This is a genomic window from Photobacterium proteolyticum, assembly GCF_001939735.1.
GTDB lineage: Bacteria > Pseudomonadota > Gammaproteobacteria > Enterobacterales > Vibrionaceae > Photobacterium > Photobacterium proteolyticum.
The window spans coordinates 215564-234145 of sequence record NZ_MJIL01000095.1 but is presented as its reverse complement, the minus strand read 5'-3'; the positions used below and the strand labels follow the sequence as shown (position 1 = coordinate 234145).

General features: G+C 45.7%; 15 protein-coding genes. 7 read left to right on the top strand and 8 right to left on the bottom strand.

Annotated features, from left to right (window positions below; genetic code table 11):
- Positions 1–14: 14 nt before the first annotated feature.
- The gene (locus BIT28_RS24510; protein ID WP_075767562.1) at positions 15–1073 is read right to left on the bottom strand and encodes a S1 family peptidase; all 1059 of its coding nucleotides are present in this window, start codon (positions 1071–1073) and stop codon (positions 15–17) included.
- 266 nt (positions 1074–1339) lie between these two features.
- Here BIT28_RS24510 and BIT28_RS24505 point away from each other — a divergent pair, with 266 nt between their 5' ends.
- Both BIT28_RS24505 and BIT28_RS24500 read left to right on the top strand, forming a co-directional pair.
- The gene (locus BIT28_RS24505) at positions 1340–2164 is read left to right on the top strand and encodes a DUF5718 family protein (protein WP_075767561.1); all 825 of its coding nucleotides are present in this window, start codon (positions 1340–1342) and stop codon (positions 2162–2164) included.
- Positions 2165–2219: 55 nt separating this feature from the next.
- A complete protein-coding gene (locus BIT28_RS24500) occupies positions 2220–2771 on the top strand; it encodes a nucleotidyltransferase family protein (RefSeq protein WP_245823863.1) in 552 nt (183 codons plus the stop codon).
- Positions 2772–2826: 55 nt separating this feature from the next.
- Here BIT28_RS24500 and BIT28_RS24495 read toward each other — a convergent pair whose 3' ends face one another.
- Complete coding sequence (locus BIT28_RS24495) at positions 2827–3831, bottom strand: lipid A deacylase LpxR family protein (protein WP_075767560.1); 1005 nt, start codon at positions 3829–3831, stop codon at positions 2827–2829.
- A gap of 219 nt (positions 3832–4050) precedes the next feature.
- Between BIT28_RS24495 and BIT28_RS24490 the strand changes: the two genes are divergently transcribed.
- Positions 4051–4902: a sulfurtransferase gene (locus BIT28_RS24490; RefSeq protein ID WP_075767559.1), complete on the top strand. Its 852-nt coding sequence runs from the start codon at positions 4051–4053 to the stop codon at positions 4900–4902.
- A 59-nt stretch (positions 4903–4961) separates the two neighbouring features.
- On the opposite strand, the gene BIT28_RS24485 is transcribed toward BIT28_RS24490, so the two are convergent.
- Together BIT28_RS24485 and BIT28_RS24480 are read right to left on the bottom strand one after the other, a co-directional pair.
- The gene (locus BIT28_RS24485; protein ID WP_075767558.1) at positions 4962–5786 is read right to left on the bottom strand and encodes a phosphate ABC transporter substrate-binding protein; all 825 of its coding nucleotides are present in this window, start codon (positions 5784–5786) and stop codon (positions 4962–4964) included.
- Positions 5787–5867: 81 nt separating this feature from the next.
- Complete coding sequence (locus BIT28_RS24480; RefSeq protein WP_075767557.1) at positions 5868–6755, bottom strand: GGDEF domain-containing protein; 888 nt, start codon at positions 6753–6755, stop codon at positions 5868–5870.
- 579 nt (positions 6756–7334) lie between these two features.
- Here BIT28_RS24480 and BIT28_RS24475 point away from each other — a divergent pair.
- The 4 genes from BIT28_RS24475 (at position 7335) to BIT28_RS24460 (ending at position 13334) form a co-directional block, all read left to right on the top strand.
- Positions 7335–8990 carry an ATPase RavA domain-containing protein gene (locus BIT28_RS24475; RefSeq protein WP_075767556.1) on the top strand — a complete coding sequence of 552 codons (1656 nt, stop codon included), beginning with the start codon at positions 7335–7337 and terminating at the stop codon, positions 8988–8990.
- A gap of 14 nt (positions 8991–9004) precedes the next feature.
- On the top strand, positions 9005–10453 hold the full coding sequence (viaA, locus tag BIT28_RS24470; protein ID WP_075767555.1) for an ATPase RavA stimulator ViaA: 1449 nt from the start codon (positions 9005–9007) through the stop codon (positions 10451–10453).
- Between the two features lie 661 nt (positions 10454–11114).
- Positions 11115–12536, top strand: coding sequence for an NfeD family protein (locus BIT28_RS24465; RefSeq protein WP_075767554.1), 1422 nt, complete (start codon positions 11115–11117; stop codon positions 12534–12536).
- 3 nt (positions 12537–12539) lie between these two features.
- Complete coding sequence (locus tag BIT28_RS24460; RefSeq protein WP_075767553.1) at positions 12540–13334, top strand: slipin family protein; 795 nt, start codon at positions 12540–12542, stop codon at positions 13332–13334.
- 108 nt (positions 13335–13442) lie between these two features.
- On the opposite strand, the gene pelG is transcribed toward BIT28_RS24460, so the two are convergent.
- From pelG to BIT28_RS24440, 4 genes are read right to left on the bottom strand one after another with little or no spacing between them, the layout of a single operon-like run.
- A complete protein-coding gene (pelG, locus tag BIT28_RS24455; RefSeq protein ID WP_075767552.1) occupies positions 13443–14816 on the bottom strand; it encodes an exopolysaccharide Pel transporter PelG in 1374 nt (457 codons plus the stop codon).
- Positions 14797–16311 carry a GT4 family glycosyltransferase PelF gene (pelF, locus tag BIT28_RS24450; RefSeq protein WP_075767551.1) on the bottom strand — a complete coding sequence of 505 codons (1515 nt, stop codon included), beginning with the start codon at positions 16309–16311 and terminating at the stop codon, positions 14797–14799. Before pelF ends, pelG begins: the two co-directional genes overlap by 20 nt.
- The gene (locus tag BIT28_RS24445) at positions 16308–17279 is read right to left on the bottom strand and encodes a HEAT repeat domain-containing protein (RefSeq protein WP_139310517.1); all 972 of its coding nucleotides are present in this window, start codon (positions 17277–17279) and stop codon (positions 16308–16310) included. Before BIT28_RS24445 ends, pelF begins: the two co-directional genes overlap by 4 nt.
- Complete coding sequence (locus BIT28_RS24440; protein WP_075767549.1) at positions 17239–18582, bottom strand: PelD GGDEF domain-containing protein; 1344 nt, start codon at positions 18580–18582, stop codon at positions 17239–17241. The genes BIT28_RS24445 and BIT28_RS24440 overlap by 41 nt, the downstream gene beginning before the upstream one ends.

Below are 18582 nucleotides of genomic sequence, written 5' to 3'. Positions count from 1 at the left end.
TAGAAGTTGTACTGTTAGCGACGCTGGCGCATAAAGCCAATTAGCGACAGCAGGCCAAGTCCCCAGATTGGCATTGAACCACCTGATGAGCCTGAGCTCTTAGGACGGTCTTCAACGACTACAAACGGATCCTGGCTTAAGGTTGGGGTAGGGATCGCCGAAAGGCTAAAAGATGGATTACTGTCTTCAGCCTGAATTGTCGTTTCTATCCAGGTACGGTATGTCGATAACTGCGAGTACTGACCATTGAGTTGATAAGCCGGGTTATCCGCATTGTCGTTTTTATCGCTGCATTTTGCCCCATTGCTTGTGACACCGACAAGGCGTATGCCCTTGTCTGTATCAGCGATAGAGCTTGGGTTCTGCCATATGATTGGTCCGCCAGAATCCCCGGCACATACATCTTTGATCAGGCCTGCAATGTTAGTGTCTGCGCAGACAAAACTGTCGTTGTCCGTCATCGTATTGTTGCACTGGTCATCCGGGATACCGCCAAGCTTGACGACCTGAAGCTCTTTTGGTGAGTTACCATTAGTGACAGTGTCACCCCACCCGGAAGCGATCAGGTTTCCTCTGGAATCAGCACCGGCCACCCAGGTATTGGCAAAGTCCTGATCAGCAACTGCTTGTTCAGCAGCGGTTGCAATTTTGATCGGTTGGGCGATGCTATATAGCGAGCGATCAACACGGAACAGGGCCACATCATGATTGATGTTAGTGTCATCATAGTTTGGGTGTGCAATACGTTTGACAACGTTGAATTTATACTTGTCATCTAGCTGGCTGAAATCGCCCTGCGGAATATTAGAGGTTCCGGCAATTACAACATTCCCAATTTGGAGAATGTCACAGTGAGCAGCCGTCACTACCCAGTTTTCACTGATAACAACAGCGCCACAGCCGGTAGAGTCAGCAAAGGTTTGCTTTATCGCGGCTTGCCAAGGTAGCAACAAACTGCCATAGGAGGAGGCGTCGCTACCGTTGATGACTTTAGTTTCCGGGGTTGCCGCACTACTTGGTGTTGCTGCGATAGCGAGAAGAATCGCTGTTGCCCCAAAGGTTGTTTTATACATCCTGTTACCTAGTGAACGTCGTTTTTTTATTGCAGCTAACTATATATAGGCAAAGTGAATAAGTCTATACAGATTGCTTCGTTATGTGCTGTATGTTGTTGCATGAAAAATATCTGTTAATGGATATATTAATCGAAAGCTGTATTATTTCTGTTCAAAGGGCAATTTAATCATTGAGCTGGCACAAAGACTCAACCATTGTTGAGTGATCTCCACGGGGCATCTCGATATTATGTTTATAGTTTTTCAAAGTGAATTAGACAGTTATGGCATTTAGAAATGTAATTGGTTTTGGCGTAGCCGGTAATTTTGCCGGTCACCTTGAGCAAGCAGGCGAAGCAAATGACTTTTTGACGGTTGAAGTAAAAGAAGCTGTTCAACCAAAAGCTATTTTTCCATTTTATGTCCCTTCGGATAAAGCTGGGTTTCTGGCGACTTACCCATTGTCATCAGACACCATTACCCCACCAAATGAAGCCGACAACTTACAGATTGAGCCCGAAGTTGCGTTGCTTTGTGATATTCAATATCAGGGTAAAAAAGTGATTGGGCTAAAGCCGGTTAAGTTTGCGGCCTATAACGACTGTTCAATCCGTAAACCTAATGCCAATAAAATCAGTGAAAAGAAAAACTGGGGAGCGAGTACTAAAGGGATCGCTAGCCAGATGTTTGAGCTGGAGAGCTTGTCTGAGGGCGGAGATCTTGATCGATACAGAATTGCAAGTTTTCATCAACGGGACGATCAGGTCGAGCGTTACGGGGAAGATAGCCCGGTGGTTGGTTATAGCTATTTCCATGAAAAGCTATTGAACTGGATTGTAGAACGGATGAACAATCAGCAGGATGTCGGGCCGACTGAGAACATTGCCCAACATCTTGAGAATGCCAACTATCCCGAGCAGGCGTTGATCAGTATCGGTGCGACGCGTTACACCGAATACGGTGAAACAACCTTCTTGCAACCAGGCGATACCAGCATGGTTGTTGTGTATGATGGCGAGAAATATTCCGCACAGGATATTGCGGCTATGGCTGAAAAGGCAGAGTTCCCGCAAGACGGTATTTCATCACTTATTCAGAAAGTCGTCTAGCAGCGTTTATTTGCCTTGTATCAATTTTGCGTTGTCGAGGGTAAGGGGGCAGAAAGTGACAGGATTTGAAGAAAAGACCAGCCAGATTTTAGTCCGTGACGAGCTGCGAATGGCCTGTTTAGAGGTGGCGCGTATGCTAGAGTTGCCAGATTGGTATCTGGGAGCCGGTTTTCTCAGAAATGCTATTTGGGATCACCTGCATAGTAAAACGGTCATGACACCACTTAACGATGTAGATGTCGTCTATTTTGATGCGAGGGATACCTCACCAAAGACAGAAAGCAATATAGAAGCAAGCCTTAGAAGGCTGTTGCCTGATGTTGAATGGGAGGTACGTAATCAGGCGAGAATGCATGCTCGCCATGGCCACCAGCCTTATTCTTCTACAACAGAGGGGATAGCGCGATGGATTGAGGTGCCGACATGTGTGGGTGTGAGGTTAGAGTCTGATCAAAGCTTTACATTTACGGCTCCTTTTGGCCTTGAGGAAAACTGGTCATTGATGGTGCGTGTTAATCCTTACAACCCAAGGCCGGAAATATTTCAACAGCGCATAGTTGAAAAGCGGTGGCTGAAGCTGTGGCCAAAACTGCAAATTCTCACTTAATACCAAACAAGTAACAGCAGTGGCGATATCGTCGCTACTGCTACTTTGTCTTAGATTACAAGCGCCAGAATACTTCCAATGAACCAATAGAACTTGATGAGTGCATATCCTCTTCAAATTCAGGTGTACTGATTGAAAAGCTAAGGCTTAATCCCCATTTGGGCTGGTAGTATACACCGCCAATTACCGCAGTTGCCTGTAAGTGTTCTACATTACTATCGGGAACCTCACTGGGGCGGTCTCCCTCTATGGTTATGTCATTTATCCGATATCGGCCCTCGATGCCAGTAAATAGGAAGTAGCCTTGCGGACTGGCTGAGAGCATGCCGATATCAACAAATTTTCCCGGGCTGAATCCGGTGGTGCCAAAGTTATGGGCAAGATTGTTTCCCCAGCGTGCAACCGAGCCAATGGCAAGCTCGCTTTGATAGTTACCTGCGTTGATACGGCCAACACCACTAAAGTCATATTGTGACAAGCCGCTATTTGATTGCTCAGTATTATGCCGGCTTATTAATCGATGGCCTTGATAGCCAAGATTAAATACGATTTGGTTCTCGATCTGGTAGTCCCAGCCCATCGGTTCATCCGAGCCGATAATGTCATGGATAAATCTTTGTCCTTGTTCGGCAAGAGAGTTGGGGCCAACTGTGCCGAACATGAAATTGTATTGATCAGTCCGGCTGGGTGAGTATTGATAGACACCTGTTTCGAGAAAGAGCAATCCGGCATAAGGTCGCTCGTCTTCGACAGGCTCGGTACTCTCAATGTCTTCCGGGGTCCATATTTGTTGACCAAAGACGACATTCCAGCCTTTAGCGCTCTCTTTGTCCAAAGGCAGATATTTTGCAATTTGGTAGATCGGTCCGGGAGTTACGTTACTCAGTAACGGTGAGGAGGCTGAATGATAAGCCAGAAAAATACCATTGGTATAGTTTTTATCGGTGCCAACAATACCATCATTATCAATAGTAAATGAAACACTTCCTGAGTTGTAAGCTACAGTATCAGGTGATAAAAACATACTGAAGGCAATAAGCCCGGTGAAAAAATGTTTCATCGATAGCCCTCGAGAAAACTAAGCTTTCTGGATAACAACATAATAATCATACTTAACGACGATGACTTATAGCTATTAGTATTATTGTTATAACCGTAAGAAAATGTGTTTATGCCAATCGAATAAGTAGGTGGTCGGATATTAACTTTAAGAATGACTAAATTTTTATATTGGTTGGCGTTATATAAAGATAGAAGTACCTAGCGAAAGGAATGCAATATGTCGGAAAAAAAGTTCCCGTCCCCGCTTGTGTCAGTCCAGTGGCTGGCCGAGCAAGTTGAAAGATCTGACATCGTGGTACTTGATGCCAGTTGGTTTTTACCTGGAGTAGAACGTGATCCGGAGCAGGAATGGTTGGAAAAGCGTATCCCCGGTGCTCGCTTTTTTGATTTTGATAAAAAAATCGCCGCACCAGACACCGAGTTACCACATATGTTACCGTCATCGATGCTGTTCTCTCAGGCGTGCTCTGAGCTTGGAATCCAATCTAGCGATAACATTGTTGTTTACGACAGCCAAGGGCTCTTTTCGGCACCAAGAGTTTGGTGGATGTTCAGGGCGATGGGACACCAATCGGTTGCTGTACTTGATGGAGGGCTGCCAGCCTGGGAAGAGGCAGGACTGCCAATTGATACTGACACTCCCGAGCAAGTGGCGAAGACTGAATATAACAGTGATTTTCAGCCTGAGTGGGTAATTGATGCTGATACTTTAAGTACTCAGTTAGATGCATTGGATACTGTAGTAATTGATGCCCGGCCAGCCGCACGTTTCTATGGCACCCAGCCCGAGCCGCGTAAAGGCGTTCGTAGTGGACATATGCCAAACGCCAAAAGCCTGCCTTTTTCACAGTTGGTGAAAGACGGCCACTTTATTAGTGTTGAACAGCTAGTGAAGCGCTTTGATGCGGTAAGTGATCCAGAACAACGCTTGGTATTTAGTTGCGGCTCCGGGGTAACAGCTTGCGTGTTGGCTCTGGCCGCTGAACTAGCAGGTCGCAATAAGTTGACAGTGTATGATGGCTCATGGACAGAATGGGGACGGGTTATGAAATATCCCGTTGTTCAATAAAGCGTTGAGAGTCAAAGGCCAGCATGTGCTGGCCTAGTCACTGTCATTGTGAATTGGCGTTACTGTGGATTGGCTGCAAGATAACCGCGTTTTTCGATGATTGTCTGGCCATTATCGGAGATAACGTAGTCAATAAATGCCTTGGCGTTATCAGCGATTTTCTTTTCTTTGTACAGCATTAGGAATGGTCGGGAAATTTTATAGTCACCGGACTCCAGTTTTGCCAGGCTAGGTTCAACCCCTTCAAATGCCAACGCTTTTACGGAGTCATCGACTGAACCCAGGGAAATATAGCCAATCGCATGGGTATTGCGCGAGACTAAACTTTTTACTGTGCCGTTGGTATTGACCACCAGTACTTGCGGGTTGATATCAGAGACCGTCTGACCGGCGACTTGCTGTGTCAGTCCCATGAAATCCTCGAAAGAGAAGCGAGAGCCTGATGCATTTTCACGGCTTACGACAGCCATTTTCAGATCAGGTCCACCCACTTGTTTCCAGTTGGTAATTTCGCCGTGGTAGATTTTGGATACTTGCTCTTTGGTCAGGTTTGTAACTGGGTTGCTTTTGTTAACGATGAGGGCGATACCGTCATGGGCAATAGTGACAGTTTGTACGTCAGGGTTAATTTCTGCTGTCTTTAAATACCGCGAGCTCATACCAATATCGGCAGCATTTTGTTTGACTGCGGCAATACCAGCAGAAGACCCCACTCCCTGTACTGCAATAAATGTTTCTTTATTAGCTTGGGAGTAGGTCTCTGCAAGCACTTCAACAACATGGCTAACAGATGTGGATCCTGTAACCGTAACAGTCTCTTTAGCATGTACATTAAATGCAAGGCCGGCGAAAATGGTGCATAGGGTAGTAGCCCTGGATAACATTACATTTCTCCAAAAATAAACCAGAATAAGATCGCCGGACATCTTATTACGGGTATATGACAGTAATGTGAAGAAGTGGGGTTAAGAAACAACGGATAAAGACTGGTTTGTCCGCTCCTTGTTGAGTTTGTTTTTGTACATCGCCTTATCCGCTTTCGCTAAAATAGCGTCAGGCTCGCTCAGGTTTCCGGGGTAGTATGGCGCCAGTCCAATACTGATATCGATATTGTAATGCTCTCGAGTTTCAGCCGTAACTTCATACAAAGTATCAATCCATTGATAACATTTTTTCTGATCTTCGTCAGGGAGTAACACGACAAACTCGTCACCTCCAATGCGGTATATTTGGCTGCCGGTCGGGACGGTTTTCAACAAGTACGAGGCGATATTGATCAGTAGTTGGTCACCATGATTATGCCCCAGACGATCGTTGACCTGTTTGAAGTTATCGAGGTCGATATAAGCAAGGATCCCTCTTTCAAGGTGAATGGCCATGTTGTCGAAGCGACGAAATAACGCGCGTCGGTTATTCAGGCCGGTTAGGTCATCTTGAAGGGCTAAACGGCTCAGTTGTCCCTCCAGGGTGCGTGCTTTGGCTATTTGAATATTGAGTTTACCGATAAGGTTAAATCGTTGGCGAAGCATTTTATTAAAGCAAAAGCAGATTAAGAAAACGCCAATATGCATGAAAATGTCATCGGTACTATCAAGTAGCCAATGTTTCCTTAACTCAGGAATTTCATCAAGCAAATCGGCTAGTACGCCAAGCCCGTATGTCCCTAATGCGAGGAATAGCCAACCGCGCATTTCATTGCCGAAGTCTTCACGTAGTAAAATAATAATCAATACGAGAGAAAAAATAGACAGTATGACGTCTAGCGCACCTCCTGACGGAACCAATACAGATAAGCAGATACCAGCGGTAACGACAATGGCTAACCGCTTAGGGAGTTGAGATAGGCTGTTCATTTATTACCAAAGAAAAGGCGAAGAAATTCTATGACGTTAAGAGCTAAATATAGTGTCAGAGTATGAAACCACACACAAGTTATTTGCTGGATGAACAAATGAAATCCAACGCTGATCTTTCTAGGTGAAATAAGGGGGCTTTTTTTGGGTTGTTATTGACTCGAATTTGTTAATTTGATCACAAACTTAAAACCTTGGTTCAAAAACAAACAATGGCTTCGGAGATGAAATAACTATTCTGATAAGGAACTCATTTGAAAACTGTGAAATGTATCATTTGTTTCTTATCGTGCAAAAAAACAGCAATAAAAGCGGAGTCTATATTAACCACATGAATATTAACTAATTATTTCGAGAGCATTTATACGGTATAACTGAATCACATTTACTAAGCAAGATCTCAATAATGCAATCATAGTTTCACTTATGGCTGTAGAACGAACTGTCTGATATACAAGGAATGTAACAAATTATTTCAGTTAACATTATTGTAACATGACGTGTTTTATGTCTATTCTATAGAAGACTAGAATTGTTGTGCTACAGGCACATGGACATAACAATTAGAGAGGTCGGAATATGCTAACAATGGCAAGACAAGCACAACCAAATAAAGCCTTGGTGTCTGAAAGGATCCAAAAACTTGTTAAGGCTCTGTCTAATGGTGTCTATGAGCGCGAAGAAACGATTAAGCTGTGCTTGCTTGCAGCCTTAGCTGGTGAGAGTGTATTTCTGCTGGGTCCTCCGGGCATTGCAAAAAGCCTTATTGCCAAGCGCTTGATTCAAGCATTTGATAATAGCCAATTTTTTGATTATCTGATGACGCGCTTTTCTACCCCTGAAGAAGTGTTTGGTCCACTCTCTATTCAAGAGCTAAAAGATAACGGTAAGTATGTAAGGTTGGTGGACGGTTATTTACCGACTGCGCAGGTCGTGTTTCTTGATGAGATCTGGAAAGCTGGTCCTGCCATTCTCAACACCTTGCTGACTGTTGTCAATGAGCGCACATTTAAAAACGGTCAGGATATCCTCCCGGTACCCATGCGCCTCTTGGTTACGGCATCCAATGAATTGCCCGAAGAAGACAGCGGACTGGAAGCGTTGTTTGACCGAATGCTAGTACGCGTGTTTGTTAATCGGATTCAAGAAAAGCAGAACTTTAAAGCCATGCTGATGGGAGACGGACCGTCGATAAAAGAATTAGAGCCGGGGCTGGCAATTACCGATGAAGAATATGAGAGTTGGCAGCAGCATATCGACGAGATCCGCTTGAATGATGAGATCTTTGAAAAAATCTATGAACTGAAATCGATGGTTGAACAGCGCGCTGAGGCTGGCGAGGATTTTGCCTCTGAAGATAGTGAGCTGTATATCTCAGATCGCCGTTGGAAAAAGTCAGTGCGTCTGCTGAAGACGAGTGCGTTCTTCAACGGAAGGGAAGCCATCAATCCGCTTGATTTGTTGCTGTTGCAAGACTGTTTATGGCATAGCCCTGAATCACGCAATGTCGTTCGTTCCATCATCAGTGAGTTTGCGACTCAGAAAGCTTTCAATCAGGAGACGGCGCAACTAAATGCCAATGAGGCACAGAGTATTATCGATGATGTCCATGATGATATTGCCTCTGAGCTGTGCATCACCTTTGAGCACGAAACTATGATGCGTAAAGAGAGGTTCAAGTGTGATTTCTCTACCGCTCGACGTTATAACGTGAATCATAATCCGCGAATGATCAAGCTGGTCATGCTGCAGCAAAATCCGTCTGTTTCCGAACAAGAAACCGGAGACAGCCGTTGGGTGTATGTTGATGGCGATGAGTTTGAGAAGAAAATTAAAACCGGCCAATGCGATATCTACGGCTTCGTCAACAAGAATACCCACCTTTGTCGATTACAGTTTGAGGTTGACGCCCAGCATCGTTTGGTCATTAAAGATATTGCTAATCGCTCTGTCTTGGTTGGTGTTGCAGGTGCAGATGGTATGACTGATGCCCAACAGCAACTGTGGCAGATCGAGGCAGAGAAGGCATCAGGTAAAATTGCAGATGCTGAGCATAGCCTTAAGGTGTCCCGTAGCAGCTTCCATGGCGCATTACCTCATAACTTTGTCGATGCCGAGCTTCCGGCTTTGATAGAGCAAAGTATTTCATCGGCCTCAGATTCCGTTGCTGATCTGAAGATTGTGATTGAGAAGAGCGCGTTTCGGATCTCTCAGATGTCTGAGTACTTTGCTTAAGCTGGAGAACTTCTATGCCAGTTACTGAAAGTGTAAATATTGCAATGATGCTTGCTGAGTCAGGTATTATTGACAATGCAGTTCATGAACTGATGATGCGCCCGCAGCTGATAGTTGCGGCTGAGTCTAATCCCGGCATCAAAGCGGCGATGAAAAACCAGATCATGAAATGGCGGGGACAGGTACAGCATCGTGTTACCAAGGTCAGTATAGAGGCTCGGTTTCAGCAGGAGATAGATCTCTACCATGAAGTGAGTAATTGGGAGCCTGAGTACTTTGTCGAACATGCAGACTCGATTGTTAAAAGACTCGAAGGCCATTCATCCTTTTATTTTAGGGCAAAAACCCTGGTAGACAGAGAACACCAGAAACATAACCCAATGTTTCAGAGCTATTTTTGTAACCAGTGGTATCAGGCATTGGCTAAGTCATTGACCGAGGCGCAGCAAACTGAGCTGGAGCAACACAAAGACAAGCTGTTGGCGGATCTGTATCAACGCATCGAAACTATGCAGCAGATGGAAGAGGTCACTGAAGCCGGTGACGAGAAGAAAGCAGGTCGTCTGTGGGACATGGCCAAGGCCAAGCTGACTCGCAGTGATGTAGATAGCTTAAAATCGATCGCTGGATTTTTGAAGAAGAACAATGGGCTTCAGGAGATTGCCGAAAAGCTGGGCCGAATGGCCAGTGAAATAGACGATCCGAACAAGGAACGTGTTCGTTCAGAAGATCTCAAAATGGTTGAAGAGCGCAGTGACAGTGTCACGGATGATATTGTTGGTGTACACGAGAGTGATGATCTGTCAAGGCTCTTGCCTAACGAGGCGATGTTTTTAGCCTATCCGGAGCTTGAAGTCGTCTTCTACAAGCATTTGGTCGACAAGCGCCTGTTGAATTATCGTGTGCAAGGTGCGCAACGTAAGCTGAGAAAGGTGAAGGCGTACAAGCGCCAGACTAAGCAGGTTGAACAAGATAAGGGACCGTTTATCGTTTGTATAGATGCTTCTGGTTCGATGAATGGTTTTCCTGAGCAATGTGCCAAGGCATTGGCCTACGGGTTGATGCAAATTGCCCTGGCTGAAGAGCGGGACTGCTATGTCATCATGTTCTCGACACAGCAAATTACCTATGAACTGACCAAACAAGACGGCCTCAGTGAGGTGCTGAATTTCCTTTCTTATTCTTTCCATGGCGGGACAGATTTAGGCCCGGTACTTGATCAGTCCATTGAGCTAATGACTAGTGGGAAATATAAGAATGCCGATTTGGTTGTGTTGTCAGACTTTATCGCGCCGTCTCAACCCGATGCAATGATGAAGCGGATTAACAAACTCAAGGAGCAGAAGAACCGTTTCCATGCTGTTAATCTTTCGAAATATGGTAACCCAGAGCTGATGACAATCTTTGACCACTGCTGGTCTTATCATCCGTCGCAATTAGGGCGCCTACTTAAGTGGAAATAACACGGTACACCCAAGCTACCTCAAGATGCTCGTTTCAGCGAGAATTACTTGGGTTGTGGCCGGGCCGCGCAGGCTAGGCACCGATTTGAAAATCTAGTGGCTCTAAATTAATAATCGGTAACAACGTATAGAAGCCCCTATCTACTTAAAAGAACAGGAGCTCGCCCTTTGGGAGAGAGCCAGTTGGTTCGGCATTCCGACGTCCATTTCTGTGTCAAATAACGTTGAAAGGGAATACCATTCCTACCGTCATTTTCCTTGAACGGAGCACGCTGGACTCACTCTGAATCCTGCATCTTGAGGTAGCTTGGGTATAATACTGTTTACTTGGCTTTGGTGACTTACCGGTCGCCATTTTTTTCACCTAAACCAAAATCACTCTCTGCTAAATACTTATGTAACACCTATCGCCATTCGAAAGTTTTTCTGACTCTGGGCAAGGCACGGTTAAGTGTTTCTGCATATTGGCTGCTCTTTTGCCCATACTTGCCTAAGTATAAATGTCATTTTTCCTTCATGTTGTTGTCTTATTTTTGAATGTAAGAAGCCATAAAAACAGTGTGCTTAATGACTTAGGCTATGCTTATAGCAGTTAATGGCAACTCAGAAACTTAGCAGTACTATCGAGTAAGTCGCTATTTTTCTTGGGGGAGGAAGTTAGATGAGGCTTTTCTCTTATTGTGCGCTGGTATTGACCTTACTGTTTACAGCATTTTCAGCTTCTGCCGATAATGTGTGGGTCATCGAAATTAGAGGTGGAATTGGCCCGGCGACGAGTGATTATGTGGCCCGTGAAATCGACGATGCCAGAGAGGCGCAGGCATCATTTATTGTGTTGAAAATGGACACCCCGGGAGGGCTGGATACCTCCATGCGGGATATTATCCGTGCAGTCACGACATCATCAATTCCCGTGGCAACCTGGGTCGGACCGTCAGGGGCTAGAGCTGCCAGTGCCGGGACGTATATATTATTAGCCAGTCATGTTGCGGCTATGGCGCCTGGGACCAACTTGGGGGCGGCGACGCCTGTCAATTTAACTGCTCCGTCAGGAAAAGATGATGACAGCAGTAGTAATCCGTTTGCGCCAAAGGAAGAGAAAAAAGAGTCGAATGAAGAGGAATCTGCGGCTACTGAAAAAGAGACAAAACCTGAAGATGATCGGGTAAAAGCGAAAACCGCCATGGAGAAGAAGGTCATTAATGATGCAACTGCCTATATCCAGGGGTTAGCCAAGTTACATGGCAGAAATGAAGAATGGGCGGCGAAAGCGGTAACTGAAGCGGCGAGTTTAGATGCCGAAAGTGCCCTGAAAGAAAATGTCATTGATTTTATTGCCGCCGATCTAGATAGCTTGATGACGCAGTCGAACGGGCGAACCATCACCATAAACGGCTTAGAGCAACAAATTGAGCTGGACAACATTGCTTTTGTCGAGAGGGAGCAAGACTGGCGCTTTAAGTTGCTTTCTGTCATCACCAACCCAAATGTGGCCTATATTCTGATGTTAATCGGGATCTATGGTTTGCTGTTGGAGTTTTATAACCCGGGTGTCGGTTTGCCTGGGGTTCTCGGTGGTATATGTCTGTTATTGGCAATGTATTCACTGCAAATGTTACCCGTGAGCTACGCAGGGCTAGGTTTGCTGCTGCTCGGTATTGCCCTGATGATTGCGGAAGCGTTTAGCCCGAGTTTCGGCATACTTGGTCTGGGCGGAATCGTGTCCTTTGTTTTGGGTTCGATTATGCTAATGGATACTGAAACACCAGGCTATCAAATCGCCATCCCACTTATAGTTGGCCTGACTGTGGTGTCTGCTCTCTTTACCTTTGTCATCCTCGCATTGCTGCTTAAGGCAAGGCGCAAACCCGTTACAACCGGTGTAGAAGTGTTATTGGGGCAAAGTGCCAAGGTGGTAAGTGGCTTCCCAGGTGATGGTCGAGTATTGGTTGATGGTGAGATATGGCAGGCGAAATGCGACCAGCCATTGGCTAAAGGGCAGAGCGTCGTAGTGAGAAGAGTTTCGGGTTTATATCTTGTTGTAGAAGACGGCTACAGTGATCCCTCAACTAATAAGGAATAACATATGGTTACTTATTCGTTAGCGACGATAATCGTGCTGGTGGTGGTCTTAATCGTCAGCATGTTTAAGATTTTACGTGAGTATGAACGTGCCGTCGTTTTCTTTTTGGGGCGGTTTTATGAAGTAAAGGGGCCTGGCCTGATCATCATTGTACCGATAATTCAGCAAATGGTGCGGGTTGATTTGCGGACTATTGTACTGGATGTACCCACACAGGATCTGATCACCAGGGATAATGTGTCGGTTCGGGTAAATGCGGTTGTCTATTTTCGTGTCGTTGACCCAAAGATGGCAATCAATAATGTCGAAAATTATCTCGAAGCGACCAGTCAGTTATCGCAGACAACTTTGCGCTCGGTACTCGGACAGCATGAGCTTGACGAATTACTGTCGGCCCGGGAAGAGCTGAATAAAGATCTGCAATTGATCCTTGACCAGCACACAGATAACTGGGGAATTAAGATTGCGAATGTCGAAATTAAGCATGTTGATTTAGATGAAAGTATGGTTCGCGCTCTGGCAAGGCAAGCAGAAGCGGAGCGTGCTCGTCGAGCCAAGGTTATTCACGCTGTTGGTGAGCTTGAAGCCTCAAAGAAGTTGAAAGATGCCGCTATGGTGTTAAACGAAGCCCCCAATGCTGTCCAGCTTCGTTATATGCAGACGCTAACTGAAATCTCCAACGATCGCACTACTACAATCTTGTTCCCTATGCCAATAGATTTGGTCGATAAGTTAGGCGGATTCATGAAAGCCTCTTCGGTCTCCTCTGAGACGGAACATAAGATTGATTATCCCTAAGGACTAAGTCGATTAACCAGTTAGCATCTAAACTTTAGGCTCCCAAAGCTGGGAGCCTAAATTGTCTGAAGGTTAATTTTCTTCATTTTTGAAGGAGAAAGATCAGTATCAGGGACGCTGAAGCATGAAGGTATGATACTCAAGATCATCAAATTGTCTGTCGAGCATGATGAGCCCAATAATCGTAGTAACCAGCATGGTAATCGCGAAGCCATAGCCATAATACACAGGCCCCAAGTCGATGCTGAGATGGGCCAAAACAAAGTTACCGACTGCCATTAATGCCGTGAGTGCCAATGCCGAGTAGCGTTTATCGAGGTAGAACATCACGTTCAGGATTGACATCACAAGTACCTGAAGGCTAACACCAACGAGGTCAACATAAAGTAGATGTAAGTAAGCTAAGTCAATGTTTAGCGACACGAGTATATCTTCAGCCCACAGCAACAGTAAGGCGAGCGTCATCCCCTGAACTTTGAATATTTCGTAGATACTTTGCTGGCAGGCTAGGATCATTTTATCTTTGAGCAGGAAGATAGAATCCAACGTTGCACCTTCACGAACGGCATCGTAGAACTTAAGGCAGGCATCCGCAAAATCTGTTTCCATACGAAGCATAAATACGGCCATACCGGGAATAATGGCCAAGTAGGCGACAAATATCGGCAGATCGTAGATGTAGGACGCTCGGAATAGGTCTATGACCTGATGAGAAGTTTCGTCTCTGAACCAAAAAACAAATTTATCCAGCCATACCCCAAGGTTGTATAAAAAACCGCAGAACAATAGCGAGTAAAAGACCTTTTTAGGGTTAAGAAACTCAAAGGAAATTAGCTGCTTGGCAGGGAAGTCGCGAATAACGTGATAAAGAAACGCAAACGTTAGTACTGCTTGGCAACCGCAGAAAATCACCATCAGTCCAAGCAATCCAAAAGGTGGTAATGTGACGCTTAATACAATCATCAGCCCGTAGCTGAGCATTATGGTGAAAAAGATACGGTAGTACTCTTTCATTCCACTGAGAAATATGATGATTAGCCACTGATTACAAAGGAGCACGAGGCAAGTAAATATGGTGATTTTGACTGCGGGCTCTAACTGGGTAGATAACGCCATGACACCACTGCCCACTGCAGCGGCGATTAAGCTCGTGACTAGCATTGATCCGAGCAGGTTAGGGATAATCCGATGTTCCTCCTCGGCAAAAAGAAGGTCAGAAATAAATCGCGTTAACAATAGCTGGAACAGGCCGCTAATGATCAGTGAACCGGCCATTAAATAGGTAACAATGACCAGAAATTGCACTATCACATTGGTTGGAAAGACAATCCCGATACTGAGTATGCCGATAGCCAGCAGGGCCAGAATAGAAATCACCCACGGCCCCGAACTGATCAAGCCAGCTAACCCATAGGCCTCGAGCATAGACAGTAACGAATTCTTTTTAAGTATCTTCCTTAATTCAAAGCCAATCCCTGCCACTGATGGCCTCCTCATATAAATGACGATACGAATCGTACATCCGTTTCTCATCGTAGTAACGGGTGACGCGTGCCTTGCCGACATCGCCTGTCTTGATCCAATTATCTGTGTCACTCAATACGTTGATAATCGCTTCTGCCCCCTCAATTGGGCTGGCTATCGGTATAATGACACCGCAAGAGCCAAGAGCTGCATCTTCACCAGCTGCACCGTCAATAATTTCCCGACAAGCGCCGACTTCGGTTGAAATACAGGGGATACCCGCCGCCATCGCTTCCAGCAGGACAAGCGGCTGGGCCTCACTGATAGAAGTTAGCATCATTACGCCAAGTCTAGGCATGATTTCCGCCACATTCTGGCTGCCGAGCATTTTGACATTATTGGTGAGGCCGAGACTTTCAATCAGCAACTCACACTCGTGTACATAGCCTGGATCTTCTTCAGTCGGGCCGATGATCCAGCCTTCAAGATCCGGTAATTCCTCTACGGCGCCACGAATGGTACGTATAAATGTTTTTATATCTTTAATTGGGACAACTCTGCCAACCAAGCCAACAACAAGAGGTGGTTTGGGTGGTCGCTTTTCGTAGGCTGCATGAAAATGCCTGGTGTTAATGCCATTAACAATTACCTGGGTTTTATGCTCTGGAGCGCCGTCTCTATGCTGACGCTGCCTGTTGCCCTCGAAAAGGGCCACGATTTCATCGGCATGATGGTAGGCTGTCAGACCTAGTTGTTCGAAAAAACGAATCCAGGTTTTTCGGGTTAAATCCATGTCTTTGTGCATACTGATATCAATCAGGCTGTGTCTGTCTTTAATCCAGTTGGCCTGCGATAAATCAATTTTTCGCTCTTTGGTGTATATGCCGTGCTCTGAAATTAGAAACGGGCGTCCTGTTTCTTGCCGGCAAAGTGCGCCAAGGAAGCCTGCATACCCTGTAGACACGCTATGAAAGGCCTTAGCATTCGGGAGGTTCTGGGATATTTGCGATAGAACAAAAAGCGGTTGGTAAATGCCTCTATAGGTCCAGAAATAGTCAACGAAGGACTGGTTTTCGGCGGACTCAAGATAACGCTCTGTCAGTACATCCCAAGATGCACGGCTATATAAGAAATCAGTCAGGCTGAGTTTATTTTTCTGTCCTAGAAACTCTGAAATTTGTCCAAGCAAGTCTCCGGGAATAGGTGTTTTTTCACTCTCAAAAAAAGACAAAAAGCGTCCCCAGGCTTGGAATAGTTTACTTTTCCCAGAGCGTGGAGATGGTTTCGATTCTCCTGGTGAAGATAACAAATAGTGGACTTCAAACCCGACGACATTATCCGGAAATTCATAGGCCGGTTCGCCATAAAAGTCAGGATGTCCGCCCAAAAAGATCAGGTGAAAAGTGTATTCGGGCAAGCCGCTTATGATTTGATGTACCCAGCTTGATACTCCTCCTCGCACATAAGGGTAGGTCCCCTCAAGCAGCAGACAGATGTCGACATCTTTGGTCATGACCAGTACTCCTTGATTTGGCTGAGGCGCTCACCTTTTTGATCAGGGAAGTAGTCAATATATTGCTTAACCTTTTGATAATCACCGGTTATATAGGCGGCTTCAGCTAAATATGGAGCCACCTGTTTGACGCGCAAACCACCGTGTAGCGCAGCTGTTAAGTAGATAATTGCCTGATCGGGACGTTGCTGTTCAAGCAGTACACGCCCTAGCAACAGGTTGTTTGACGCACGTTGTTCCTTTTCGATGGAAATCTTAAGGTAATGCTCGGCCTGCTCGAGGTAGTGTCTTTTTAGTACTCCCTCGGCAATCCCGAGATAACAGAGTTCCCAATATTGCTGAGCAATCTCGAATGCTTTGGCTGGCTGGGCGGTATTCTCATATTGCTTCTTGAACAGAGATATCAACTCGTTAATCTGACTTTCGATACCTTCCAAAGCTGCGTAGGCTAGTAGGCGAACATCATCGGACAGATCTTTGAGTGCTAGCTGCAAGAGTGGCACAGATTGTTGGCGCGGAAGGTGACATACGGCATTGACAGCAAGTGACCGGCGATCAGGGTCATCACTATGGATCAGTATTTCGCGCAGTGCTCCGGCGCCATACTGGTTGCCTAATACTTCTCCCGGGCTTTGTGGCAGGGGGTGTTCCTCACATTCCTGCCAGGTAATCTGGCTTTGTTTTCTTGGCAGGTATAGAGCTATTAATAACGAGCAGGCGGTACCAATCATGCCGACGAGCGGAAGTAAAAAATTAAATAGAAACAAAAAGCTCAGTGAGCTAATCAAAGGAAACTTAAACTTTTGCGGCAGCAGTAGCCAACTGAGCGCAGCAAAGCTGGCACAGGCGATAGCATGCGAAGCGACAAATGTTGTCCACTCGGCAGACGTCAATTCATGATTGAAGACGAGGTAGAAGCTTAGGACTTCAAATGAGATCGTCTGAATACACAGCCAGGCTTTCATCATAAGCTCCAAATTCATTCATAAGAGTTTTTATTTGTTTTTGATCTTGCTCTAAAGATAACGGTCCAAGAATATCGATATCGTCGATGTGATTGCCAATTGTAAGAGACACAAGCTCCTTGAGGCGCTTTATGTATTGCTGCGCATCATAAACTGACGTGAGGGGCAGCAGGACAACCAGTGCATGCTGGCCGTGTTTGGTCTGACAGGACCAGTAAACATCCGCCCCACGGCGGTAATTGACGATAGAATCTAGGCTCTTCTTGTGAACCCCGATAGTATCAATACATACAACAAGGGTGCTATCAGCTCCGTAATGACGTTTGTTGTACTCGGCTCTGTCAAGGTAACTAAGGAACAATGTACTCTGATGAGCCTGCAGGATGGGGGTAACAATCGCGTCACTGAGCAAATCGGCCGCATGGTTTGACACCAGAGATAAAAGAGCGACATTGGCTGGCGTCAGCATAAAGAATTTGGCATGCTCGGCAATGACAAAGCCTTGTAGTGTCTTATGGGTATCAAGTAGCGGGATACATAGTTGGTAACGCGATTTGTGGACTTGATTTTCATCTAGCTTAGCTGGTGAAAGAAGCTTCTGAGTTTCCAGCATGTCTTGTAGCATAGGATCGCTCAGCACCAGTCTGTGATGATCCCCAAGCGTAGCATGTGCCTGCGGATCGACCTTCCCATCTGTAACCCGGTATATGCCGGCAACTTCCAGTCCGCCAATTTCAGCCATAAGGTTAATGAACGGGTGGCCAAGATGCTCTAGCCGGTGCGAGCTATGTTTCGATGCAATTTTATGTAGCGCACTGATACTTGCTCTAAGGCTAACAGTTTGCCCGGCTGTACGTTGTTCCAATTGATCATGAGAGACTTTCAGCAAGTGGTAGTTTTGGGTAAAACTATCCAGCTTTTGTGCCATATAGGTATGATCTAATATGTGCTTTTGGTTAATGCTGTGCCAATAGTCATGGAATTCGCCTGCAATCATTGCGACCAGAATTAAACCAACAGCCAGCGATAGGGGGTAATACTCCAATAGGCCTGTAGCATTCATGATGCTTGCCAACCCAGCTGTCGTAAGCAAGGCGCTAATCAAGCCCTTGGCAAACCCGTATCGCAATGCAATGAGCAGCGGACCAAAAAGCGGCCAGAAGAAATTATGCTCGGTAGATGACGGAGCAAGGGAGTCTGACTGGGTCCATATGTATATCGAAAGTACTGAAACCACGATAGCTTCAAGCCAGGCGAAGCCATCCTGTTTGAATCCGATAATAAAGCGATTCCAAATGTTGTTCAT